Source organism: Nisaea sp., from assembly GCF_017640745.1.
Lineage (GTDB): Bacteria > Pseudomonadota > Alphaproteobacteria > Thalassobaculales > Thalassobaculaceae > Nisaea.
Genome location: NZ_JAEPQA010000010.1, coordinates 66,444 through 90,347, shown reverse-complemented (window position 1 = coordinate 90,347; position 23,904 = coordinate 66,444). Strand labels below are relative to the sequence as shown.

Annotated in this window: 21 protein-coding genes; 13 read left to right on the top strand and 8 right to left on the bottom strand. The window is 63.6% G+C overall.

Features of this window, described 5'->3' with window-relative positions; all coding sequences use genetic code 11:
- The first annotated feature begins 187 nt into the window (after window positions 1–187).
- Window positions 188–1,879 (top strand): EAL domain-containing protein, encoded by a 1,692-nt coding sequence (locus JJ959_RS09110; RefSeq protein WP_292882404.1) that lies wholly within the window; start codon window positions 188–190, stop codon window positions 1,877–1,879.
- Window positions 1,880–1,978: 99 nt separating this feature from the next.
- Complete coding sequence (locus JJ959_RS09105) at window positions 1,979–2,662, top strand: hypothetical protein (protein ID WP_292882401.1); 684 nt, start codon at window positions 1,979–1,981, stop codon at window positions 2,660–2,662.
- A 30-nt stretch (window positions 2,663–2,692) separates the two neighbouring features.
- On the opposite strand, the gene JJ959_RS09100 is transcribed toward JJ959_RS09105, so the two are convergent.
- The gene (locus tag JJ959_RS09100) at window positions 2,693–3,895 is read right to left on the bottom strand and encodes a pentapeptide repeat-containing protein (protein WP_292882398.1); all 1,203 of its coding nucleotides are present in this window, start codon (window positions 3,893–3,895) and stop codon (window positions 2,693–2,695) included.
- 159 nt (window positions 3,896–4,054) lie between these two features.
- Between JJ959_RS09100 and JJ959_RS09095 the strand changes: the two genes are divergently transcribed.
- On the top strand, window positions 4,055–4,735 hold the full coding sequence (locus JJ959_RS09095; protein ID WP_366816954.1) for a 3-oxoacid CoA-transferase subunit A: 681 nt from the start codon (window positions 4,055–4,057) through the stop codon (window positions 4,733–4,735).
- A gap of 26 nt (window positions 4,736–4,761) precedes the next feature.
- Here the strand turns inward: JJ959_RS09095 and JJ959_RS09090 are convergent, their stop codons facing one another.
- Entirely contained in the window at window positions 4,762–5,967 is a 1,206-nt protein-coding gene (locus JJ959_RS09090) for an aminotransferase class V-fold PLP-dependent enzyme (protein ID WP_292882392.1), read from the bottom strand.
- A 221-nt stretch (window positions 5,968–6,188) separates the two neighbouring features.
- Here JJ959_RS09090 and JJ959_RS09085 point away from each other — a divergent pair, with 221 nt between their 5' ends.
- From JJ959_RS09085 to JJ959_RS09060, 6 genes are all read left to right on the top strand, one after another.
- Complete coding sequence (locus JJ959_RS09085; protein ID WP_292882389.1) at window positions 6,189–6,893, top strand: 3-oxoacid CoA-transferase subunit B; 705 nt, start codon at window positions 6,189–6,191, stop codon at window positions 6,891–6,893.
- A 111-nt stretch (window positions 6,894–7,004) separates the two neighbouring features.
- Window positions 7,005–7,487, top strand: coding sequence for a GNAT family N-acetyltransferase (locus tag JJ959_RS09080; protein WP_292882386.1), 483 nt, complete (start codon window positions 7,005–7,007; stop codon window positions 7,485–7,487).
- Window positions 7,488–7,548: 61 nt separating this feature from the next.
- Window positions 7,549–9,273 carry an L-arabinonate dehydratase gene (gene araD / locus JJ959_RS09075; protein WP_292882383.1) on the top strand — a complete coding sequence of 575 codons (1,725 nt, stop codon included), beginning with the start codon at window positions 7,549–7,551 and terminating at the stop codon, window positions 9,271–9,273.
- A gap of 247 nt (window positions 9,274–9,520) precedes the next feature.
- Window positions 9,521–10,465, top strand: coding sequence for a TAXI family TRAP transporter solute-binding subunit (locus JJ959_RS09070; protein WP_292882379.1), 945 nt, complete (start codon window positions 9,521–9,523; stop codon window positions 10,463–10,465).
- Between the two features lie 90 nt (window positions 10,466–10,555).
- Window positions 10,556–12,427 carry a TRAP transporter permease gene (locus JJ959_RS09065; protein WP_292882376.1) on the top strand — a complete coding sequence of 624 codons (1,872 nt, stop codon included), beginning with the start codon at window positions 10,556–10,558 and terminating at the stop codon, window positions 12,425–12,427.
- A 108-nt stretch (window positions 12,428–12,535) separates the two neighbouring features.
- Window positions 12,536–12,994, top strand: a complete 459-nt coding sequence (locus JJ959_RS09060; protein WP_292882373.1) for a thioesterase family protein — start codon at window positions 12,536–12,538, stop codon at window positions 12,992–12,994.
- A gap of 13 nt (window positions 12,995–13,007) precedes the next feature.
- On the opposite strand, the gene JJ959_RS09055 is transcribed toward JJ959_RS09060, so the two are convergent.
- Window positions 13,008–13,952 (bottom strand): 2-hydroxyacid dehydrogenase, encoded by a 945-nt coding sequence (locus JJ959_RS09055; RefSeq protein WP_292882370.1) that lies wholly within the window; start codon window positions 13,950–13,952, stop codon window positions 13,008–13,010.
- A 38-nt stretch (window positions 13,953–13,990) separates the two neighbouring features.
- Window positions 13,991–14,533 (bottom strand): DUF924 family protein, encoded by a 543-nt coding sequence (locus JJ959_RS09050; protein ID WP_292882516.1) that lies wholly within the window; start codon window positions 14,531–14,533, stop codon window positions 13,991–13,993.
- Between the two features lie 109 nt (window positions 14,534–14,642).
- Between JJ959_RS09050 and JJ959_RS09045 the strand changes: the two genes are divergently transcribed.
- On the top strand, window positions 14,643–15,260 hold the full coding sequence (locus tag JJ959_RS09045) for a hypothetical protein (RefSeq protein ID WP_292882367.1): 618 nt from the start codon (window positions 14,643–14,645) through the stop codon (window positions 15,258–15,260).
- A gap of 102 nt (window positions 15,261–15,362) precedes the next feature.
- Window positions 15,363–15,959, top strand: a complete 597-nt coding sequence (locus tag JJ959_RS09040) for a hypothetical protein (protein ID WP_292882365.1) — start codon at window positions 15,363–15,365, stop codon at window positions 15,957–15,959.
- 27 nt (window positions 15,960–15,986) lie between these two features.
- Here JJ959_RS09040 and JJ959_RS09035 read toward each other — a convergent pair whose 3' ends face one another.
- Together JJ959_RS09035 and JJ959_RS09030 are read right to left on the bottom strand one after the other, a co-directional pair.
- Window positions 15,987–17,777: an acyl-CoA dehydrogenase gene (locus JJ959_RS09035; protein WP_292882362.1), complete on the bottom strand. Its 1,791-nt coding sequence runs from the start codon at window positions 17,775–17,777 to the stop codon at window positions 15,987–15,989.
- A gap of 173 nt (window positions 17,778–17,950) precedes the next feature.
- On the bottom strand, window positions 17,951–18,430 hold the full coding sequence (locus JJ959_RS09030) for an Hsp20/alpha crystallin family protein (RefSeq protein ID WP_292882359.1): 480 nt from the start codon (window positions 18,428–18,430) through the stop codon (window positions 17,951–17,953).
- Between the two features lie 258 nt (window positions 18,431–18,688).
- On the opposite strand from JJ959_RS09030, the gene JJ959_RS09025 reads away from it, so the two are divergent.
- Window positions 18,689–20,590, top strand: coding sequence for an LTA synthase family protein (locus tag JJ959_RS09025; RefSeq protein WP_292882356.1), 1,902 nt, complete (start codon window positions 18,689–18,691; stop codon window positions 20,588–20,590).
- A 22-nt stretch (window positions 20,591–20,612) separates the two neighbouring features.
- Here JJ959_RS09025 and JJ959_RS09020 read toward each other — a convergent pair whose 3' ends face one another.
- Entirely contained in the window at window positions 20,613–22,079 is a 1,467-nt protein-coding gene (locus tag JJ959_RS09020; protein ID WP_292882353.1) for an FAD-binding oxidoreductase, read from the bottom strand.
- Between the two features lie 92 nt (window positions 22,080–22,171).
- Window positions 22,172–23,125, bottom strand: a complete 954-nt coding sequence (locus tag JJ959_RS09015; RefSeq protein WP_292882350.1) for an L-threonylcarbamoyladenylate synthase — start codon at window positions 23,123–23,125, stop codon at window positions 22,172–22,174.
- 121 nt (window positions 23,126–23,246) lie between these two features.
- Here JJ959_RS09015 and parA point away from each other — a divergent pair, with 121 nt between their 5' ends.
- Entirely contained in the window at window positions 23,247–23,897 is a 651-nt protein-coding gene (parA, locus tag JJ959_RS09010) for a ParA family partition ATPase (protein ID WP_292882348.1), read from the top strand.
- Window positions 23,898–23,904: the final 7 nt, after the last annotated feature.

Sequence of the window (23,904 nt, the reverse complement as noted above, 5' to 3'; positions counted from 1 at the left end):
GATTGATTCCACGAAAACGGCCATTGCCTTTGGCGATGGCCGGAACCGGCACCCCGGAGTTCCTAAATCATTGCGTTTACGGAATCTTAGGGTCCTACCAAATATTATCCTGCGTCCGTGAAACTTTGGCCCGACCGCTGCTGCCGGGTCGTTGTGTCCGAACTTGATCTGGCCGGTGGACCCGTTCATGACGAAGACGAATATCGCCGACCAGTTCGACGCTTTTGAGCTGCTCCAAGACTGCGCGTTTCTGCTGGATTCCAACCGGCTCATCATCGCGGTCAACAAGAGCGGGACCGAGATGATCGGGCGCGACCATATGCGGACCATCGGGACGCCGTTCAGCGATTATTTCCCCGACTGCGAAAAATTGTTCGAAAGCGGGACCAGAGACGTCGTGGAGATCAACGGCCGTCGCGCGGACGGTTCCGGTATGCTCGTAGAGGGGCGGATGTCCGAGGTCGATAGCGGCGGCAGGACTTTGTTTCTCCTCATCCTGCGCGACCGGCGCAGCCGGGTGGCCCTCGAAGAAAAACTGGTGTGGGCCGCGTTCAACGATCCGGCGACGAAACTTCCCAATCTCCTCGGCTTCTGCAGCCGTATCGGCCAGCGCCTCCAGGGTGGAGATTTCGCCGCCGACGGAACGGAAATGGTGATCGCGATTTCGCTCGGCCGTCTCGGTTTTTTTGCCGGGACGCTCGGTGAAGCGACGCGGGCCCGGATCGTACGCGAGGCGGGCGAGCGGCTTCGCCGCCTCGATGCCGTTTCCGAAGTCGCGCTTCTGGACGACTCGACGATCGGAGTCGTCGCGGCCGTCAAAAGCGCGACGGACGAGTTCGGCAAGATCGTCGAGGGACTGCGGGCCTGCGTCGAGGTCAGCTATTCGCCGAGCGAGAATGCCGCGCGCATCGTCCCGCATTTCGGCGTGAGCCGTATCAACGATCCGGACCTCGATCCCGAGGATATTGTCCGCAAGGCCCGGTTCGCCCTGAATGCGGCCATGCAGAAAGCCATGGGCAGCGTCGAGATCTATCGCGACGAAACCCATCGCAAGGCCGTTCACGATCTGGTCGTCGAGCACGATCTGAGGCGCGCGATCTCCGAGCGGCCCGACGAGTTCTGGCTGGCCTATCAGCCGAAGGTCGATTGCGATACCGGCGATATCGTTGGGCTCGAGGCCTTGTTGCGCTGGAATCATCCGAAACGGGGTATGGTTGCGCCAAATGATTTTTTCCCGGTCGCCCGGCAGGCCGGAATTGCCTCCGAACTCACCTTCATCGTCCTGGAAAAACTGGTCTGGCAGATCAAGAAGTGGCAGTCGGCCGGTCTCAACACCGTTCCGGTCGCATTCAATATAGGCGCCGACGACGTCCGCGAGAACCGCGTGGTGCCTTTCCTGAGCAATCTGCTGCACACGGCGGATCTGGCGCCGAATGCCCTGGAATGCGAGCTCACCGAGACCAGCATTGTTGCCGATATGCGGGCGGCCAAGACGCTGTTCGAACAACTGGTCACGATGGGGCTGACGACGGCGGTTGACGATTTCGGGACCGGATATTCTTCGCTCGTCCACATCACCGACCTTCCGGTCAGCGTGGTGAAGATCGACAAATCCTTTGTGCAGACGATGGAAACGAGCAAGGGCAGCAAGGCGATCGTTCAGGCTATTACCGCGATGACGGCAGCGATGGGGGCGGTCTCGATCGCGGAGGGTGTCGAAACCCATGCTCAGTTGACCGAGATCCGCGAGTATGGCTGCAAGCTGGCACAAGGCTATTTGTTCGACCGGCCGCTCGACCCCGATGCCGTCGCACAGCGTCTGTCGGAGGCCCGGCCCTATGCGGCCCAGCTTGAGCAGGATATGGCTATTCTGGTCTAGTGCGAGTCAGATGAATGGCTCTGTGCAACAGAGAATGGCAGTTCCCAATCGTAGACTGTGGATGCGATACCGTCCGCTGAGCGCTGAGGAAGCCTAGTGGTGTCCGAGGAACTTGAGAAACCGGCCGAAGGGTCGAACGCCAAACCCGCTAAAGCGCCGACGTCCGCCGCGCCGTCGAGCGCTGCCCGGTCGTACGCATCGCAGGTCGAGGGCGTCGACTTCACCTATTTTCTCTGGCTGGCGACTATTGCGACGGCGATCCTTTCCTCCGTCAGCATGCTCATGGCGCTCGGGATCTATGTGCTGAATTTCGCCGCGGAACTCGCGTTCGATACTCCGATCTTCGCCGCCCCGAACTATATGGGGATCATGCGCGTCACGGGCGTGTTCGCCGGAATGTCCGTCCTCGCGCATGTCCTGCGCCTGAGGATGGTCGCCATCGCCAACGCCGCGCAGGCCCTTCCGTTTCCGGACGAGATCGTGGCGTCGCCGAACACGGGGGATCCGTCGGTCGACAAGTTCGAATGCGTCGGCCGCGTCTATATCCATGTCTATGAGAACGAGATCGCTGACCTGATCCTGGCCAACCGGCCGCGGGTCAAGCAGGCGCTCTCGTCGGCTCTCGTGATCGCTATCAGCGATCCGGTCGTGCGTTACTCGAAGGACAAGATCGAGCACACGCTCCGGATGGGATTGGGGGGATTGCTGCCTCTGAAGAGCGTGGCGAACGTGACTCTTTCAGAATTGCGTCACCGCGTGCGGTCCGCCCGCCCGCCTGAATAGGACCCGCCGGCTTTCGAGAGGCTTGAGAGGTCAGCTCGCGGCCCGCGACTCATCCAGGAGCACGAGCTCCGGATCGAGGGGGGCGAGGAGGGCATTCTCGAGGTTGGCGGCGCGCAGGTTGGTCTTGCGGACCCGCCCGGCCTTGCTGCCGTCGCTGGTGCTGATCGGCGCCGGCTGGATCACGGCATCCGTCAGATCGGCACCGCGCAGATTGCAGCCCCACAGGCTTGCGCCGGAGAGATTGCAGCCTTTCAGGCTCGCCATCTCGAAATCCGAATTCGAAAGATCGGCGAGGATCAGCATCGAGCCGTTGAACTGCGCGCCCCGGAAGCTGACGCCGCGCATCTGTGCGCCGCTCAGGTTGAGGTTACGCAGGTCCGCATTGTCCAGATTGGCGCCGTCGAGATCCGCCCGCGCGCCGCGCGCCCCGCCTGTGGTGACCCAGAAATCATGCTCGATCAGGCGCCTGTGCAACTCCACCGAAACCGGGTCCATCGCCCCGTGGAGGCGGACCGTGGACATGTCGACGCCGGAGAGGTCCGTGTTCTTGATCCGGGCGCCGATCATGTTCGCGCCTTTCAGAAGAGCGCCTTTCAGGATCGCGCCGGAGAGATCCGCGCCGGTTGCGACCGAGCGGCTGAGGTCGGCCGCGTCGAGGGCGGCTCCGACAAGCTTGGCATTGCGCAATGTCGCGCCGCAGAGCCGTGCGTGGGAGAGATTGGTCCGCTCGAGATTGGCGCCGGAAAGGTCCGCGTCTTCCAGAATCGCGCCGGAGAGGTCCGCGCGCTCCATGTTCGCGTGATGCAGCCGTGCGTGCGAGAGATTGAGCGGGGTCACTTCGGTCTCGACGCCGGACCACGTGGTCTCGGCGACGCGGCCGCGCGTGCGGGTGAGGTTGGCTCCGCGCATGTCGGCATCGGTAAAATCGACCGACGCGATGATCGCGTGGCTGAAGTTCGTCTTCTCCAGCTTGGCGCCGCGCAGGTTGGCAGACATAAGGTCGGCGCCGGTGAGATCGGCGCCCGAAAGGTCCGCGCCTTCCAGATTGGCACCCTGGAGGTTCGCACCGCGCATCAGCACTTTCTGCAGCTTCAGCCGCCGCAAATCGCTTCCGAAGAGATTGGTTTCCGAAAGGTCTGCCGGCCGGCCGGCAGTGGGGTCGTTCAACCAAAGACAATGCTGGTGCAGCGCGTGCTCCAGGGCCTCTTTGGAGATGTATTGAAGGGTGCTCATGAGCATACAATATGGGAGCACGCTTAATGTTTGGTTAAAGGTTGTAAAATTTGCGTCGGTCGACCGGTGTCCCGAAAGGTCTCTGGACGCAGAGACGGTCCGCGGTCATAAAGACGCCCGGTACTCGTTGAATTCACTAGGAAAGGGTCTGTCGTGGCGATTAACAAGATCGTCCAGTCCCGCACGGAAGCCGTGCAGGGGATCGGGGACGGAAGCACGGTGCTGATTTCGGGGTTCGGGAATGCAGGCGTTCCGACGGACCTGATCCATGCCCTGCTGGACCAGGGATCGCGCGACCTGACCGTGGTGTCGAACAACGCAGGAACCGGGGACAAGGGCCTTGCCGCCTTGCTGCGCGAAGGCCGGGTGCGCCGGATCATCTGCTCCTATCCGCGTTCGGCGGGATCGATCGCGTTCGACGAGCTATATGCTGCCGGCAAGATCGAGCTCGAACTGGTGCCGCAGGGGACGCTCAGCGAGCGCATGCGGGCGGCCGGGGCCGGGATCGGCGCTTTCTATACGCCGACCGGGGTCGGCACGAAGCTCGCCGAGGGTAAGGAAGTCCGGGAGATCGACGGGCGCGAATATGTGCTCGAATATCCGCTGAAGGGCGATGTCGCGCTGGTCGAGGCGGAATATGCCGACCGCTGGGGCAACCTGACCTACAACAAGTCGGCGCGGAATTTCGGCCCGGTCATGGCGATGGCTGCCGAACTCACCATCGTCGAGGCGCGCAATATCGTCGAACTCGGCCAGATGAATCCGGAAACCATTGTCACGCCGAGCATCTTCGTCGACCGCGTGCTCCACGTCCCGGCGGAGGCCGCCACCGCGGCCTGAGATCCGCCGGAGAAACCGAACCGGGATCAGGCGTCCCGGTTCTTCTTCCGCTCACCGACCAGATAGTCGATCGCCTTTGTGACGCCGCCCGGCTCGTGCGGAATGTCGAGGTAGGACAGCGTCGCCTCGACTGTGGAGAGAGCTCCGTAGAGCAGGGGCTCGTTCATGTCGCCCATGTGGCCGATCCGGAACGCCTTGCCGTTCAGGTTGCGAAGACCGCCGCCGAGGGCACACTGCATCTCGTCCCGGCAGACATTGCGGATCAGGTTCCCGTCGATGCCTTCCTTCAGGAGGATGGTGGTGACGCCGTCCGCGCGTTCTTCCGGAACCACCGCATTCAGTTCCATCGCGCCTGCCTTGCCCCAGTGCTCGACGCAGCGCCGGGTCGCTTCGGCCAGACGCTTGTGGCGGGCGAAGACGTTCTCCAGGCCTTCCTCGAGCAGCATGTCTAGCGCGGCACGGAGGCCGTAGAGCTGGCTCTGCGGGCTGGTGCCGCAGAAAGTACGGTAGCTTTCGGATGCGAGGCGCAGCGACCAGTCCCAGTAGCGGCGCTGCGAAGTTGCCTTCTTGTGAACCTCGAGAGCCTTCGGGGAGGCGGCGACGAAGCCGAGACCCGGCGGCATCATGAGGCCTTTCTGGGAGGCGGTGACGGCAACGTCCACGCCCCATTCGTCCATGCGGAAATCGGTCACCGCCAGCGTCGGGATGGTGTCGACCAGCAGCAGAGCCGGATGGCCGGCATCGTCGATCGCCTTGCGGATCGCGGAGACGTCGCAGGTCACGCTCGTCGCCGTGTCGGTCTGGACGATCAACAGGCCTTTGATCTCGTGATTCTTGTCGGCGGCCAGTCGTTCGCGGATCTTCTCCGGGTCGATCGCCCGGCGCCAGTCGCCTTTGATGGTCTCGGTGCGCATCTGCAGCGCTTCCGCCATCTCGCCCCAGCCGGTGGAGAAGTTGCCGAGTTCCGGCACGAGCAGCAGGTCGCCCGGCGACATCGTGTTGACGAGGGCGGCTTCCCAGGCGCCGTGGCCGTTGGCCGCGTACATGAAGATCTCGTGCTCGGTCTGGAAGATCTTCTTTAGGTCCTGGAAACAGGAATCGATCACGGCAAGGGGTACCGGGTCGCTCAGGTCCATCGGATTGCGGGCCATAGCTCGCAGCACGCGTTCGGGCACATTGGTCGGGCCCGGGGTGTTCAGGAGGTGCCGGCCGCGATGAACGCTGTAAGACATAAGGGTACTCCCAGTTCTGTCGCGCCACTCCGCGGACGAGGCATTCCTCGACCGGGGGCTGGCGCAATCCGCGATTTTCGTGGGTTGGTCCGCGAAGAATCCCGCTTATCGGGGATGTGCGGACCGAGTTATAAGTTTCTCCGCGCAAAGCGGCAATACTTCAAAATCAGGCATTTGCCGTTATTATGGGCGCCAAATTCGAACCAATCTGGAGCGCCGTTATGGCACTGGAAGCTGAAGCCCGGGACGAGGCCGTCAAAAAACTGACGCGAAATCAAGTTGCTTGGCGGGCCGCCAACGAGATTCCCGACGGGAGTTTCGTCAATCTCGGGATCGGTTTGCCGACCACTTGCGCGAATTTCATGCCTGCGGACCGTGAGATCGTTTTGCATAGTGAAAACGGTATCCTCGGCGTCGGTCCGGCACCGGAGCCGGGCAAGGAAGACCCGGAGCTGATCAACGCCTCGAAGGATCCGATCACGCTGGTTCCGGGCGGCTCGTTCTTTGTCCATTCCGATGCCTTCGTGATGATCCGTGGAGGGCATATCGATCTCGCGTTGCTCGGAGCGTTCGAGGTCTCGGAGAGCGGCGATCTGGCGAACTGGACGACGGAAAACCCCAATTTCCCGCCGGGCGTCGGCGGGGCGATGGATCTCGCCGCCGGCGCGAAACAGGTCTGGGTCCTGACCGATCACGTCACCCGCAAGGGCGAGCCGAAACTGGTCAAGAAATGCAGCTACCCGCTGACCGCTCAGAACGTCGTCACCAAGGTCTTCACAGACCTGGCCGTGATCGATGTCACGCCGGACGGGCTGATCGTGCGCGAGATGGTGGATGGCATGACGCTGGAAGCGCTGCAGGAACTGACCGAGCCGAAACTGACCCTGGCGCCGGACTGCAGGGTTCTGGCGGCGCCGGCGGTCTAGTGCCGCTTCACCCGGATGTGCGCATCTGTTGACTCGCCAGGCTTGCACGGTTTCACTTCGGTGCCGGGCGCGGTCCGCGTTCGGCGCCAATTCCGGGGGCTCGCCTAAGTCATGGATGAAGTGGAGATTTTGCCGGCCCGCGCGAGTGACCGGGACGGGCTGACCGAACTGGTCCGGGAGCTGAAGAACTACGAACGCTACCTGCACCAGGCCCGGCAGCCCGGCGACCGTGTCGCCGACGATCATGTCGATTACCTGATTCATTCGGCGGAAGAGGGCGGCGGCGCGATTTTCATCGCCTGGGTCGGCGACGATATCGCCGGTTTCGTGGCCGGCTGGATGGCGGTCGACCAGGATCCGCTGAATTTCCCGGAGCTGGCCTCGCACGGCTACATCTCCGACATCTATGTGCTCTCGCGCTGGCGCGGAAAGGATATCGCGCAGCAGCTTCTGGGCGCGATCGAGAACCATCTGCGCGCCCAGGGCGCGCGACGCCTCAGAATCCACTCTCTTGCGCGCAATGCGGCGGCGCTGGCAGCCTGCCGTGGCTGCGGCTTCGATCCGCTCGAAATCGTGCTCGAAAAACCGCTTTAAGAATCGCTGACCTAGTTGACAAAAGCCGCCGGCGAACCGGACGGACACAGGGGAGAACGTCATGACGCGCAAATCCTACAAGGACTTGCGAAGCTATCGCTGGTACGGGGTCGACGACCTCAGGTCCTTCGGGCACCGCTCCAGAGCCAAGCAGATGGGCTATGCCCGCGAGGACTGGGCTGGCAAACCGGTGATCGCGATCATCAATACCTGGTCCGACATCAACCCCTGCCACACCCATTTCCGCGATCGTGCGGAAGAGGTGAAACGCGGTATCTGGCAGGCGGGCGGATTCCCTGTGGAGATGCCCGCGATCTCGCTCTCCGAGCCGTTCCAGAAGCCGACCACGATGATGTACCGCAACCTGCTGGCGCTGGAGACCGAGGAGCTGCTGCGCTCCTATCCCTGTGACGGCGCGGTGCTGCTCGGCGGCTGCGACAAGACCACGCCGGCGCTCTTCATGGGCGCGGCGAGCATGAACATCCCGTCGATTTTCGTCCCGGCCGGTCCAATGCTGCGCGGCAACTGGCGCGGCAAGACCCTCGGCTCCGGCAGCGATACCTGGAAATACTGGGCCGAGCTGCGTGCCGGCAACATCACCGAGGACGATTGGGAGGAGATCGAGGACGGCATCGCCCGGACCCCCGGCACCTGCATGACCATGGGCACGGCGGCGACCATGATGTGCGCCGCCGAGGCACTTGGCCTGACGCTCGCAGACGCGGGCTCGATCCCGGCCGCCGACAGCAACCATTCCCGCATGGCGACCCGCACCGGGCGGCGCATCGTGGAGATGGTCTGGGAAGACGTGAAGCCGTCCGACATCTTCACCAACGAGGCCTTCGAGAACGCGATCACCACGGTGATGGCGATGGGCGGCTCTACCAACGCGGTCGTGCACCTGGTCGCGATGGCCGGGCGGCTCGGTGTCGAGCTTGATCTCGAGCGTTTCGACGAGATCTCCAAGCGCACCCCGTTCCTCGCCAACATCCGCCCGTCCGGCAAGTACCTGATGGAGGATTTCTTCTATGCGGGCGGGCTTGCCGGGCTGCTGAACGAGCTGAAGGACATCCTGCATCTCGACTGCATGACGGTGAACGGCAAGACCCTTGGCGAGAACATCCAGGGCAAGGACATCTACAACGAGGACGTCATCCGGCGCCGGGGCAACGCGCTCAATGCCGAGGGTGGGCTCGCGGTTCTGCGCGGCAACCTCGCGCCGGACGGGGCGATCATCAAGCACATCGCCGCCGATCCGTCGCTGCACAAGCATACCGGCCCGGCCGTGGTGTTCCGCGACTATAACGACATGTCGGCGCGGATCGACGATCCGAACCTGAACGTGACCAAGGACTCGGTGCTGGTGCTGCAGAATGCCGGCCCGCAGGGCGGCCCCGGCATGCCGGAATGGGGCATGCTGCCGATCCCGAAGAAGCTGCTTCAGGAGGGCGTGCGCGACATGGTGCGGATCTCCGACGCACGGATGAGCGGCACGAGCTACGGCACCTGCGTGCTGCATGTCGCGCCTGAAAGTTTCGTCGGCGGTCCGCTGGCGCTGGTCAAGGATGGCGACCTGATCACGCTCGATATCCCGGCGCGCAAGCTTGAGCTGCATGTCGACGAGGCGGAGATGGCCGCGCGCAAGGCCGCGTGGGTGGCGCCGACGCCGAAATTCAAGCGCGGCTTCGGCGCAATCTATGCCAGTCATATCACCCAGGCTGACAAAGGCTGCGATTTTGACGTGCTCGAAGGCACGGAGCCGACGCCGGAGCCGGAGATTCACTGACGACGTCTGCGGAAGATGGCCTCAGCGGACGATTGCAGAGAATCTTCCCGGATCCGAACGATTTATGCGTAAATGCCCCGCCCGTCTTTCCAACAACGAGGCAATGGCGGCGCGGGGCGGACTTGCACCGCAGGTCGTTGTTCGTGAGTATGTGGGCCGAGATCGCGCCGCATTGACGGCGTGACCGACCTTTCAAAATCGTTCCGCAAAAGAAGAACGAATTTTCCAGCATCAGGAGGAAGCAATAATGTCTTCGACTGTAATCCGTACCCTTGCCGCCGGCGTGCTCGCCGCCGGTTTTGCCGCGTCGGCCCATGCCGACAATATCAAGCTGATGACCGGTCCGCAGGGCGGTTCCTGGTATCCGCTCGGCGGCGCGATCAAGAACATCGTCGAGAGCAACGTCTCCGGCTCCAGCGTTCAGGTTCTGCCGGGCGCCGGCATCGCCAACGTGAAGGCGGTCGAGGCCGGCAAAGCCGATTTCGGCTTCGCCAACTCGGTCTCTACCGTTGACGCGATCAACGGCAAGGCGCCGTTCACCGAGAAGGCGGTCAACGTCTGTAACGTGGCGACGCTCTATCCGCAGTACTTCCAGATCGTGGCGCTGAAGGATTCCGGCATCAGCACCCCGGCCGACGTGAAGGGCAAGGCCCTCACCACGCAGAAGAAAGGCAACACCGGTGAGGCCATCACGTCTCACCTGATGCAGGCCTATGGCATGAGCTACGACGATCTCAGCCGCGTCAGCTACGGTTCCTACACCGACTCGGTCAACCAGCTGAAAGACGGCAATGCCGACTGGTTCACCCTCGGCACCACGGTCCCGGCGGGCGCCATCATGGATCTCGCCTCCGCCCGCGACATCACCATCGTTCCGGTTCCGGACGACGGGCTGGCGAAGATGAAAGAGATCAACCCGGGTTATCAGCGCATCATGGTCCCGGCCGGCAGCTATCCCGGCCAGGCCGACGCGGTTCCGACGATCGGCTATTCCACACACATCATCGCCCGCTGCGACCTTGACGAGCAGCTGGTCTATGACGTGCTGAAGAACCTCGCCGCCAGCGTTCCGGATCTCGCCAACGTCGCCAAGGCCGTCGGCAAGGCCGACCCGAAGAGCATGGCCGTCGAGACCGGCGTTCCGCTGCACAAGGGCGCCACGAAGTTCTACAAGGAAAAAGGCGTCCTCTAACCCGGGACCCCGTTTCCGGAGCGAGGGCGGTCACGGCCGCCCTCGCTCGCTTTTATACAATCGGCATATATCCGGCCCCGGAGGCCCACCATGTTGAACTGGTTGCGCGGCGCCAAGTTGGTGATGTCGGCGGTCGCTCTCGCGATGGTCGCCTATCATATCTACACGGCATTGTTCGGCGCACCCGACGCACTGACCTTCCGCGCAGTGCACGTCGCTTTCGCCCTCGTTCTGGCCTTTCTCATCTTTCCGGCACGCGGCACCGAGATCGACAAGCCGGACATCTCCGGCATTCTTTGCGCCGGTCTCAGCATCGTCGCCTGCGGCTATATCCTCTTCGCCCAGGAATACATCGATAACCGCATGATCATGGTCGACGATCTGCGCGGTGAGGACTGGGTGCTCGGCACGCTGCTGATCGTGCTCCTGCTTGAGGCGACCCGGCGGGCCGTCGGCCTCGCCCTGCCGATCACGGCCGGCGTCTTCCTGCTTTACGCCGCGACGATCGGCAATGCCGACCCGGCGCAGCTGATGGAGCAGCTCTATCTCGGCACCGAGGGTATCTTCGGCATCCCGGTAAGCGTGTCGGCGACCTACGTCATGCTGTTCATTCTGTTCGGCGCCATGGTCGAGCGCACCGGTACCGGCCGCCTCTTCATGGATTTCGCCATGGCCATTGCCGGCCATACCGCCGGCGGCCCCGCCAAGGTGGCCTGCATCACCAGCGGCATGTTCGGCACCATCTCGGGCAGTGCCGTCGCCAACGTGATGACCACCGGCACCTTCACCATTCCGCTGATGAAGCGCATCGGCTATCCGCCGGCTTTTTCCGGGGCGGTCGAGGCCGTGGCCTCCACAGGCGGCCAGATCATGCCGCCGATCATGGGCGCGGTGGCCTTCGTGATGGCCGACTTCCTCGGTATCAGCTACATCACCGTTATCGGCTACGCGCTGATCCCGGCGGTGCTCTATTTCCTCGCGGTCTTCATGTGCGTGCATTTCGAGGCAAGGCGTCTCGGCATGCGCGGACTGCCGAAGGCCGACCTTCCGCGTCTCGGGCAGGTGCTGAAGGAGCGGGGACATATGTTCCTGCCGCTTGTCGTCATCTGCGCCTTCCTTTTCATGGGGTACAGCGCGCCTTACTCGGCTCTGGCGGGAATCGCCTCGGTGCTGATCTCCGCCGCGCTGCGCAAGAACACCCGTTCGGAGCTGACGCCGAAGAATGTGATCGAGGGCTTCATCGCGGGTGCCCGCAATACGGTCACGGTGGCGCTGGCCTGCGGCTGTGCGGGTATCGTCATCGGCGTGATCTCGCTGACCGGTCTCGGCATCGAATTCACCAGCCTGGTGCTGAAGGTCTCGCAGGATACGCTGATCCTCGCTCTGATCATGACGATGTGCGCGGGCATCATCCTCGGCATGGGGCTGCCGACCACGCCCGCCTATGTCGTGCAGGTGGCCTTGCTGGTTCCGGCGCTGGTGAAGCTGGGTGTGGCGCTGGAAGCGGCACATATGTTCGCGCTCTATTTCGCCATCCTCTCGGCTATCACCCCGCCGGTCGCCCTTGCGGTCTATGCCGCGAACGGCCTCTCGGGAGCAAAGCTCTGGGAAACCGGCGTGGCGGCAGTGAAGCTCGGCGCGACCGGATACATCGTGCCCTTCATGTTCGTCTTCGGGCCGTCCCTGCTGCTGATCGGCGAGCCGGGTACGATCGTTACCACGGCGGCGACGGCGATCATTGGCGTGGTGTGTCTCTCCTCCGGACTGGCCGGGTTTCTTGTCGCGCCGCTCCAATGGTGGCAGCGGGGCGTGCTGGTCGCCGCGGCCATGGTGCTGATCAAGCCGGGCCTGACGACGGACCTCATAGGCTTCGGGATGGTGGTCCTGGTCTTTGCGACCAATCTCGCGCTGAAGAAGCGGAGCGAGGCGGCGGAAACGGCGCCGAGCACTGGCGAAACCTGACGGGACACAAAGACATATATTCCCGCCGGCAGGCCGATCAGAGCTTCAATCTGATCGGCCTGTCCTTTATGGAGCCAGGCGCAAGCTGTGTCCGGAGATGAGGGTGAGATGACCGAGAGCGCGGAATTCAACGAACGCGACGCCGCCAGTTACCGATACTGGATCGAGGAGAAGATTCGCTTCGCCGATCTCGATCCCGTCGGCCACGTGAACAACAATGCGATCGGAGTCTATCTGGAAAGCGCCCGGGTCACGCTCTTCGCCGATGCCGCCGGCAAGATGTATGGCGGCCGCGAGGGTCGGCAATCCTGGGTCGTCGCCCGTATCGAGGTCGATTACCTGAAGGAAATGCACTATCCGGGGACGGTTCGGGTCGGCACGAGGATCGAGAAGCTCGGCAACAGCTCCATCGTCGTCCGCCAAGGGATCTTCAAGGACGGCGAACTGGCGGGGCTCGCCCGGGTGATCGGAGTTTGCTTCGACATGCAGGAGCGCAAATCCATGCGCATTCCGGACGGCCAGCGCGAGGGTCTCGTCGCGCTCGCCGGTCCGGTGGTGCAGGACTAGGTCCGGCGACGCCTCAGTTCACCGGCGTCAGCAGCTCGCGGCCTTCGATGCGAGCTTTGATGTTTTCATAGACCAGCATGCCCATGGCCATTCGGGTATCTTGGCTGGCGCTGGCGATATGCGGTGTGAGCACAAGGTTCCGGCGGATCTCGAAGAGTTCTTCGGGCACGTGCGGCTCATTCGGATAGACGTCAAGCGCGGCGCCGCCGAGCCGCCCGTCCTTTAGGCAGGCAATCAGCGCATCCATGTCCACGACGGATCCGCGGGCGACGTTGACCAGCAGGCCCTCCGGGCCTAGCGCCTCCATCACTTCCTCGTTCACCAGGTTCTTTGTCGCCGCCCCGCCCGGCGTGATCACGACCATGATATCGACGTCGCGCGCCATCTCCACGAGGTCTGGATAATAGCGATAGGACACATCCGGCTTCATCGATCGGTTGTGGTAGGAGATGTCCATTTTGAACCCGGCGCAGCGGGCGGCGATCTCCTCGCCGATGCGGCCGAGACCAACAATCCCGACTTTGGAATGGTGGACTCTGTTGACGAAGCCGTAGAGCTTCTTCACCGGCCATTCACCGGCGCGCACGAAGCGGTCTGCATCGACGATATGGCGGCGGGCGGCGATCAGCAGGCCGAGCGCGAGGTCGGCAACGCAGTCGTTGAGCACGTCCGGCGTATTGGTGACTTTGATGCCTCGTTTCGTCGCCTCTTCGATGTTGATGGCATCGTAGCCCACGCCGAAGTTGGCGATCAGCTTGGCATTCGGCGCCCGGTCCATCAGCTCCGGTTCGCATTTCATGAATGTGGCGAAGGCGATGCACTTGTCTCCCACTTCATCGACCACCTTGTCCGGATCGGCGGCCGAATAGAGGTGATGGGTGACGACGATCTCGTCGAGCCGGTCCATTGCGGGCTTGTAAAAAGGGGACGGGATTAGAACATGGGGTTTCTCAGCCACGGCGTCGGTTCCTCTCGATCACTGTCTTTTCCGGCTGCTCAGAAGGACGAGCCCGGTTCTTTCAGGAAGGCCAGCTCGGCATCTGTACTTTTCCGGCCAAGCGTTTCGTTCCGGTGCGGGAAGCGCCCGAAACGCTGGATAATATCGCGGTGCCGCACAGCGTAATCTGTTTTCTCGGCGTCACCCATTGCTTCGAAAAGCGCAACGCAGCGCTCCTGGTCTTCAAGATCCTCGCTATGTTCGAGCGGCAGGTAAAGGAAGGTCTTGCGATCGTCCGCCAGCCCGGCGTCGAGGCCCGCATCGATCGCCCTGACCGCAGCGGCGCGGGCCAGATGGTCGGCGGCGAAGGCTTTCGGCGAGCCGCGGAAGATGTTCCGGGTGAACTGGTCGAGCAGGATGATGTAGGCGAGCGTGCCGTCAGTCGAATCGCACCAGCCGGTCAGCCCGCCCTGCATTGCCTCCTCGACCAGGGCGCCGAAACGGCGACGGATTTCGGCATCGAAGGCGGCATCCTTGCCGAAACGCTCCTTGTCCGTGCATTCCTCGAACCAGAAGGTCAGTATCTGCTCGATATCCCGCATCGTCACGCCCATGTTCCATTTTACGAGCGCGAACGATATACCCCGGCGCGGGTTAACGTAAACGCGGAGCCGTCACGTCGCCGCGAAATGGCGCGGCAGAGGAGTTTTCATGATCCGGTCCCTTCCGAAACTGATCGTCGCACTTGCGTTGGCTTCGGGACTCGCGGCCTGTGGCACGTCGGTGGTGCAGGAGCAGACCGGCGTCACAGGGCAGGCCAAGTCTCGTGTACTGGCCTTCGCCGGCAAGCAGGGACCGGTGCTGCTGCAGGTCTCCAATGTCGATTTCGCCGAGGGGCGTGGTGAGACCGCGGTCGCCGCGGCGGAAATCCTTTCTCCGATGTTCCGCGAGGTGCCGAAGGGCTTCACCCTCGATCCGCAGAAGGCCGGACTGCCGCAATACCGCTTCCGTCTTGCTTTCGATCCCATGGCCTCGGCGGGCCCGGAGACTATCTGCGCCGCGAGCGAGACCAACCCGCTCAGCTACGACCGGCGCCCGGCGCGACAGACCCTTTTCATGGTGTTCTGCCGCCAGGATGTGCCGGTCGCCGCCGTGAGGACCCAAGCCGACCGGGTAACGTCGGTTCGCGATCCGAAGTTCCGTGAGATGCTGCGGCAGAGCGCCCGGCAGATGTTCCAGGCGTCAGCCGGCGACACGGGCAGCCTCGGCATCCTGACCTTCGAGCCGGAGCCGCGAATCAAGCTGAACCCGGTCGAAGGTATATTCTGAGACAGCGGCAGTCTGCCATTTTGTCGCAATTGCGTACCCACAGGCGCTCCCCATATGCCCCCAAACAGGCGCCAATAGGGCGTCCAAGTCGGGAGAGATAGCGTGCAGAAGAATTTTGGAATGAGGGCCACGGCCCTGAGTGCGCTGATGACGGCCGGCCTCCTTGCCGGATGCGTGACCACGCAAACCGGCTACTCGCAGCTCGATAACGAAGGCAAACGGGAATATCTCGCCTATGCGGCGGCGGAGTCCCCGGTTTACCTGAGGGTGGTCAATTCGTCCCTGCCGGGCGGCGATGCGGCGGCCTCGGTCGCGGCGGCACGGCATGCAACCGGTTCGATCTTCGGATCGACGGCGGCCTTTACCGCCAATCCCGCAGAGGCGAAACACGCGGACTATTATGTCGTCATGGCGGTGAACCTGCCGGTCTCCGTTCCGACGACGGCACTCTGCGACGACAAGCCGCTGCCGCCGCCCGTCCCGGCGGGAGCCGACGGCTTCAGGCTGACGGCCGGTTTCTGCACCGGCGGTGCGGCCCTCAGTACGTCGACTGCACGCGGCCCCGCGCCGTCCAACGTGGATGACGAGGCTTTCCGGGCGCTCGTGCGCGGCGCGATGCAGGAGCTCTTCCCGATCGAGCGGGAACGCGACCCGGACGAGCAGGGGAACGGGATCCGGATCGGAATGTTCAAGTTCTGATCCTGTGAACCGGCGAGCCGCGCTGGATCAGAAGCGATCCAGCGCCATTGCCATCACGCTCTCGCCGGCCTCTGTCATCTGCGTCAGCAGCGACGGCGCCTGGCTCAGGTGATAATCGGCGAAGAAGCGCGCCGTGGTCAGTTTCGCTTCCAGGAACGCGGCATCGCCGTTGGCTCCAGCCTTCTGGGCAGACGCGGCGGTCACGCCGCGGGCGAGCAGCCAGCCGGCGCAAAGCAGCCCCATCAGGTTCTGGAACGGCACACCGCCGCTCGCCGCGGTGCCGGGATCCTTCGGGAAGGTAGCAACCAGCCATTTCACCGCGTCCTCTGCGGCCGCGAGTCCCGCATCCATATGCTTCACAAGCGCCCGGGCGGCGAGTTCGTCACTGCCGCGCAGCGGCTCCAGATCGGTGCGGATGTCGGCGAACAGCTCTTTCGCCGCCTCGCCGCCGTCGCGCGCAACCTTGCGGCCGATCAGATCCATCGCCTGCACGCCGTTGGTGCCCTCGTAGATCGTGGTGATGCGCGCGTCGCGGTAGTGCTGTGCCGCGCCGGTCTCCTCGATGAACCCCATGCCACCGTGGATCTGGATGTTGGTCGAGGTGACGGCGAGGCCGGTATCGGTACACCAGGATTTCACCACCGGGATCAGGATCTCGACCCGGCGCTGCGCTTTCGCCGCCGCGTCCGGATCGGCCTCGCGGTTCGCGCGGTCGATCTCGGCTGCCGTGTAGTAGCAGAGCGCCCGCATGCCCTCGATCTGGCTCTTCATGCCGAGCAGCATGCGCCGGACGTCCGGGTGCTGGATGATAGCGACCGGTCCCTCGCTGCCTTGGATGGCACGGCTCTGCACCCGGTCGCGGGCGAAGGCGACGGCCTGCTGATAGGCGCGCTCCGCGATCGCGAGGCCCTGCAGGCCGACCGCGAGACGGGCGTTGTTCATCATCACAAACATGTATTCGATGCCGCGGTTTTCCTCGCCGACGAGATAGGCGACCGCGCCTTCGTTGTCGCCGTAGGACATGACGCAGGTCGGCGAAGCATGGATGCCGAGCTTGTGCTCGAGCGAGACCGGACGAACATCGTTGCGCGCACCGAGCGAGCCGTCGTCGTTGACGAGGTATTTCGGCACGATGAAGAGCGAGAGCCCCTTGCTGCCGGGAGGTCCGTCGGGCGAGCGGGCCAGCACCATGTGGACGATATTGTCCGTCATGTCGTGGTCGCCCCAGGTGATGTAGATTTTCTGGCCCTTGAGCAGATAGTGGTCACCATTGCGCCGGGAACTGGTGCGGATCGCTCCGAGATCGGTCCCGGACTGCGGCTCGGTCAGGTTCATGGTCCCGGTCCATTCGCCGGAGACCAGCTTGTGCAGGTACTTTTCCTTCTGCTCCGGGCTCGCATGCTTCGAGAGCGCCTCGATGCCGGCCTGCGTCAGAAGCGGGCAGAGCGTGAAGGCGAGGTTGGAGGCGTTCCACATCTCCCAGACCGCGGTGGTCAGCGAGATCGGCAGGTTCTGGCCGCCATATTCCTCCTCGAACGGCATGGCGTTCCAGCCGCCCTGCCAGAATTGCGCATAGGCATCGGCAAAGCCGGGGACGGGGCGAACAACACCGTTCTCGAGCCTGGCCTTCTCTTTGTCGCCAACCGGGTTCAGCGGCGCCAGCACGTCGCGCGCCAGCTTGCCGGCCTCTTCCAGGACCTGTTCCATGATCTCGTCGTCGGAACCACTGAAGCCGGGCAGGGCGGCGATCCTGTCGAAGCCGACAATGTCGCGCAACGTGAAGCGCATATCCTCGAGGGGGGCGGAATAGACGGTCATGGGTTTCCTCTCGACTGGCCGTCCGGATTGCGGTTCACGGACGGTTTCATTGTTCGGCGCAGTCTAGTCCGTGGCGCCGGTGTTGCAATCCAAATAGAGCCGTGTTGAGGCGGGAAAAGAGCATGCAAAGCCCGGCCCCTGGAGGGGGGCCGGGCGAGGTGTGTCTCGGGTTTTCAGCTGCCGATCTTGATCTTGCGTTCCTGGTGCTTGCCGTCCTTGCTTTTCGGCATCGAGACGGTGAGTACGCCCTTGTCGAAGCTTGCCTTGATCTTCGCCTCGTCGACATTGTCCGGCAGGCGGAAGGAGCGCTGGAACGAGCCGTAGCGGCGTTCCGTCAGGTGGTAGTTTTCCTTCTCGTCCTTCTTCTCTTCGGTCTTCTCGCCCTTGATCGTGATCATGCCGTTGGCGACCGACAGATCGATATCGTCCTCGGCCATGCCCGGCAACTCGGCGCTCAGCGTATACTCGTTATCGCCTTCCTTCATGTCGGCGCTCGGGACAACCATCCCGTTGCCTCCTGCGAAGGGCAGCGAGAAGGTCGGTGTCTGCAGAAAGTTATGGAACATCCGGTCCATCTCCGCCCGGAAGGCGGCAAAGGGATCGGTGTATGTGCGCGCGGGTTCGGTGGCTTTCTTCTCTGTGACTTCGCCCATGATTTCCTCCAATGAGTCTGGCGGTTGCACACTCATGAAGGAAATATAGGAAGGCCTCAGCGCTCATGCATTGAGCTGGGTCAAGCTGACTCAGCTATTGTGGACAGCACATCGCTTGGAACCATGCGACGATCTGCCCCGCGCTATCGGTCGCATCATCGGGCATCGCGCGTGGCTTTGGGGTATGCTGTGCAGACGAACGGTACCAGCCGTTCTCTGGACCAACCGACATCGGAAGCAATCACCGTGACCAGAGGTATGAGGCGCCTGATTTGGATCGGCGCGGCATTTCTCCTTGTGTCCCTGACGACGCGGATCGGCCTCGCCATATTCTCCGGGCAGCCTTTCGAGGCCGGGCAATGGGTCAGGATCGTCTTGGTCGGATCGATCTACGATCTGGCGATCGCACCCTGGCTGCTTCTGCCCTGGGCGCTCTACGATGCGATCATGCCGGATCTTGCCCGTTCCGGCCGCCTTGCGCGCTGGGAAGCGATCTGGGCCATGGCCTGGGCCGGTCTCTATCTCAGCCTGTTCGCCGTGATTTCGATCGCGGAATTCGCCTTCTGGGCCGAGTTTGCGAGCCGGTTCGATTTCATCGCTGTCGACTACCTGATCTATACCCACGAGGTGATCGGCAATATCCGCGAAAGCTACCCGGTGGCCCTGTGGTTCGCGATCATTACCGGAGGGGCGGGGATTGTGACCTGGTTCAGCTGGCCCCGCATGGCACGACCGGCCCGGTCTGGCTGGGGGCCGCGCCTCGGGATCTTGGCGGCTCTCTCGGCGGCGGCCGGCGCCGGGGCGGTCTTCCTGGATACGGATCTGGCCGACGCCGCTCCGAATGTGTTCGTCGCGCAGCTCTCCAGCAACGGGATCTATTCTCTCGGGCATGCCTACCGGCACAATCAGCTGGACTACGACAAGTATTATCCCTCGCTCCCGCTTGCTGAGGCGGACAGCCGGATCCGCCGTCTGGTCGCGCAGCCGAACGCATCCTTCAAGCAGGAAACGGGCATCGAGCGCGAGGTGAGCGCGCGCGTCGCCGGCAAGGATCTGAATGTCGTTCTGGTGTCCGTCGAAAGCCTCTCGGCGGAGTTCCTCGGCCGGTTCGGGAACAGCCAGAATCTTACGCCCGAACTCGACCGGCTGGCCGCATCAGGGCTCGAGTTCACGCACCTCTACGCTACCGGGACCCGAACCGTCCGCGGGCTCGAGGCGCTGTCAATCGGCACGCCTCCGACACCGGGCCAGAGCATCGTCCGCAGGCCGAACAACAACAGCCTCGAAAATCTTGGCGAGGAACTCGGCGAGAACGGGTGGACGCCATACTGGATCTACGGCGGCTACGGCTTCTTCGACAACATGAACGCCTATTTCGGCAGCAACGGTTACAAGGTCGTCGACCGGACCGACCTGGAGGCGGCGGGGCTGACGCCTCATGCGGAGAACATCTGGGGGATCGCCGACGAGGACCTCTTTTCCCTCACCATCGCGACGCTCGATCGCGCGCATGCCGAGGGGCAGAGGTTCTTCGCCCATGTCATGACCACATCCAATCACCGTCCCTATACTTTCCCGGAGGATCGTATCGACCTGCCGCAGGGCAAGCGCGAGGGCGCGGTCAAATATACCGACTGGGCGATCGGCGATTTCATCCGCCGCAGCGCGTCGAAGCCGTGGTTCGACAACACGCTGTTCATCATCACGGCGGATCACACCTCGAAGGCCGCCGGCAAGACCGACCTGCCGCTCGACCGCTACCACATCCCGATGATCTGGTACGCGCCGAAGATCATCGAGCCGTCGCGGATGGACCGTCTGATGAGCCAGATCGATATCGGTCCGAGCCTGATGGGTTGGCTCGGGATGTCCTATTCGAGCCGCTTTTTCGGCTACGATATTTTCGCGCTGGAGGAAGGCCGCGAGCGCGCCTTCATCAGCACCTACCAGAAACTCGGGTATCTGAGCGACGGCCGTCTGGTCATCCTCGACGTCAACCGCGCGCCGGAGGTTGCCGACGGGCTCCCAGTGGCCACCGGATCCGGGCCGTTGAAATCGGACGACGACCTGATCGCCGACGCGATCGCCTGGTATCAGTCGGCGAGCCACTATTTCAAACAGGGCGACCTGCGCGAGGACGAGAAGGAAGGTGCGTCCTAGCGGCCGCCGGACGCCAGCCTTATCAGATCACCTTGCCCGGGTTCATGATCCCCTTCGGGTCGATCGCGGCCTTGATTGTGCGCATGAGGTCGAGTGCGACCGGGTTCTTGTAGTGCGCCAGTTCCTCGCGCTTCAGCCGGCCGATGCCGTGCTCGGCGCTGATCGAGCCGCCGAAAGAGACGACGACGTCGTGCACGGCGCGGTTATAGGCGTCCCAGTTCTCGACGAAGGCCTTGGTGTCGCCGCCTTCCGGCTCCTGCACGTTGTAGTGCAGGTTGCCGTCGCCCATATGGCCGAAGGCGACGATGCGGGCGTCCGGGTTCACCTTGTAGACCGCGTCGGCGGCGGCCTTGTAGAAGGCGGGAACGCTCGCCACCGGCACGGAGACGTCGTGCTTGATCGAGGCGCCCTCGATCTTCTGGGATTCCGAGGCGTTCTCGCGCAGCTTCCAGATTTCCTGCCTCTGATGCTCGTTCTGGGCCAGCGCCGCGTCGAGGATCAGGCCGTCTTCCATCGCCTGGCCGAGGATGCTCTCGAAGCGCTCCTCGATGCCGTCGTCATTGTCCCGCGTCGTGACCAGTTCGATCAGCGTGTACATGTCGTAGCGGGTCTCGAGCGGATCCTCGCAGTCCGGCATGTGCTTCAGCACGAGATCGATGACCAGCCGCGGGATCAGCTCGAAGGTTTCCACGCTGTCGCCGCTCTCCGTCCGCGCCCGCTTCAGGAGTTCCAGCGCCGCGTCGATGTCGCGGACCGCGCAGAAGGCGGTGCGGATGTCGCGCGGTTTCGGGAACAGTTTGAGGACGGCCGCAGTGATCACGCCGAGCGTGCCCTCGGAGCCGATGAAGAGATCCTTCAGGTCGTAGCCGGTATTGTCCTTGCGCAGGCTGCCGAGCCCGTTCCAGATCCGCCCGTCCGGCAGCACCACTTCAATGCCGAGCGTCAGTTCGCGCGCGTTGCCGTAGCGCAGCACGTTGGTGCCGCCGGCATTGGTGCCGAGATTGCCGCCGATCATGCAGCTCCCTTCGGCGGCGAGGCTGAGCGGGAAATAGCGGTCGGCCTTGGCGGCTTCTTCCTGCAGCGTCTGCAGCACGCAGCCGGCCTCGACCGTCATCGTGTAATTCAGCGGATCGATCGAGCGGATCCGGTTCATCCGGGCGAGCGAGAGGACGATCTCGTTTCCGGTCTCGTAGGGCACGGATGCTCCGCAGAGGCTGGTATTGCCGCCCTGGGGTACGACCGGGATGCCGGCCTCGTGGCAGAGCTTCAGGACACCGGAGACTTCCTCGGTCGTCGCCGGTTTCGCTACCAGCATGGCGCGGCCGTGATAGATACCGCGATCCTCGATCAGGTTCCCTTCCATGTCGGCGGGATCGTCGATCCAGCCTTTCGGACCCAGAAGTTCCTTGATCCGAGCGATGGCGGCAGATTCCTGCTGGCTCGGAACATAGGGCGCATCGGAAAGGGCCGTTGTGCGCGGGGCGGACATGGGCGGTGTCTCCAGATCGGCAATAGCAGCGAACGAGGCGGCAATATTAGTGAGGGAAACCGGAACGGCAACCCGCTCATGAGCGAAGGCACCTATGCGCGCGGCGCAGCAGCCCGCCGCAGACGGTCGTTGATGGCGATGCCGAGGCCGGTTTCTGGGATCGGCGCAACGGCGATCCCTGTGGCGCCCGGCCTGTCGAGGCTGCGCAGCAGGGCGAAAAGCCTGGCGGCAGCTTCGGTCAGGTCGCCGCGCGCGCTGAGCGTCTCCGAACCTGCCGGGCCGGAGACCGCGCCGAAACCGAGGAAGAGTTCCCCCGGCTCCGGTGCCGTCGCGTCGAGGCGCACGGGAAGGGCCGGCGCGTAATGACTTTCGAGCATGCCCGGAGCAGCGATCTTCGCTCCGTGTCCGGCAGATCCGACCGGGCCGATCAGCGGTTCCAGCATGTCCGCGGTCACTGCACCGGGGCGGAGGATCGTCGGAGCTCCGCCGGAGAGGTCGAGCACCGTCGATTCGAGGCCGACGGAGCAGGGGCCACCGTCGAGAATGATGGAAACGCGGCCGCTCAGACCGGCCTGAACGTGCTCCGCCGTCGTCGGGCTGACGCGTCCGGACGGATTGGCACTGGGCGCGGCGATCGGCCGCCCTGTGGCGGCAAGGAGAGCGGAGGCGATCGGGTGCGACGGAACCCGAAGCGCGACGGTATCGAGCCCGGCGCTGGCAAGCAGCGAGATCCGGCAATCGTTCCGCCTTGGGACCACGAGGGTCAGCGGGCCCGGCCAGAAGGCCTTCGCAACCATACGGGCGCGATCGTCGAACATCCCGTGATCAAAGGCGGATTCCGGATCGGGGAGGTGCGAGATCAGCGGATTGAAACTCGGCCGCGCCTTTGCCTCGAAGATCTTCGCCACCGCCCGGTCGTCGGTTGCGTCGCCACCGAGCCCGTAGACGGTCTCCGTCGGAAAGGCGACGAGTTCGCCTCGGCGAAGGGCGTCTGCGGCCTCGCGGATGGCGTCGTCGGACGGTTTCAATATCCGGGTCTCGGTCATGGCTGCCGCTTATCGGCCGTCGGATCGGGCGGGTCAAGCGGCGGACGCGTGTTGCGGCGCACAAAATTGATGATAACGTGAACGGGAAATCGCAGTCGTGATGCAGCCGGGGAGTGCCGCCATGACGGGAACCATCATTACCATCGCACAGCAGAAGGGCGGGGCCGGCAAGACGACGCTCGCGGCCCAGCTTGCCGTCGCGCTCGCGCATTCCGGCAAGCGGGTTGCGGCGATCGACATCGACCCGCAGATGAGCCTCGCGACCTGGTTCGCGATGCGCAACTCCCTCAATGGCGAGATCGCCTACAAAGGCAAGGGGGCGCTTGAGATCGTCCAGATCACCGGCTGGCGTGCCGCCGCCGAGATCGAGAGACAGGCGAAGGAGCATGACGTGGTCATTGTCGACTCCCCGCCGCACGCGGAGACGGAGGCGAAAATCGCGATCCGCAACGCCCATCTGGCTCTGCTTCCGGTGCAGCCGAGCCCTATGGACGTCTGGGCGACCAAACCGACTCTCGAAATAGCCGCAGCCGAAAAGACGCCGGTACTGCTGGTGCTGAACCGGGTCCCGCCGCGCGCCAACCTGACCGAGCGGATGAGCGCCGCAATTGCCGAGCTCAACGTTCCGCTTTCGAAGGTGACGATCGGCAACCGGGTTGCCCTCGCAAGCAGCATGGCCGACGGTCTCGGCGTGGTCGAGGCGGCCAAGCGAAGCGTCGCCGCGCAGGAGATCACCGCCCTTGCAAAGGCCGCCCTGAAGGCGGCTGGCTAACAGCTGT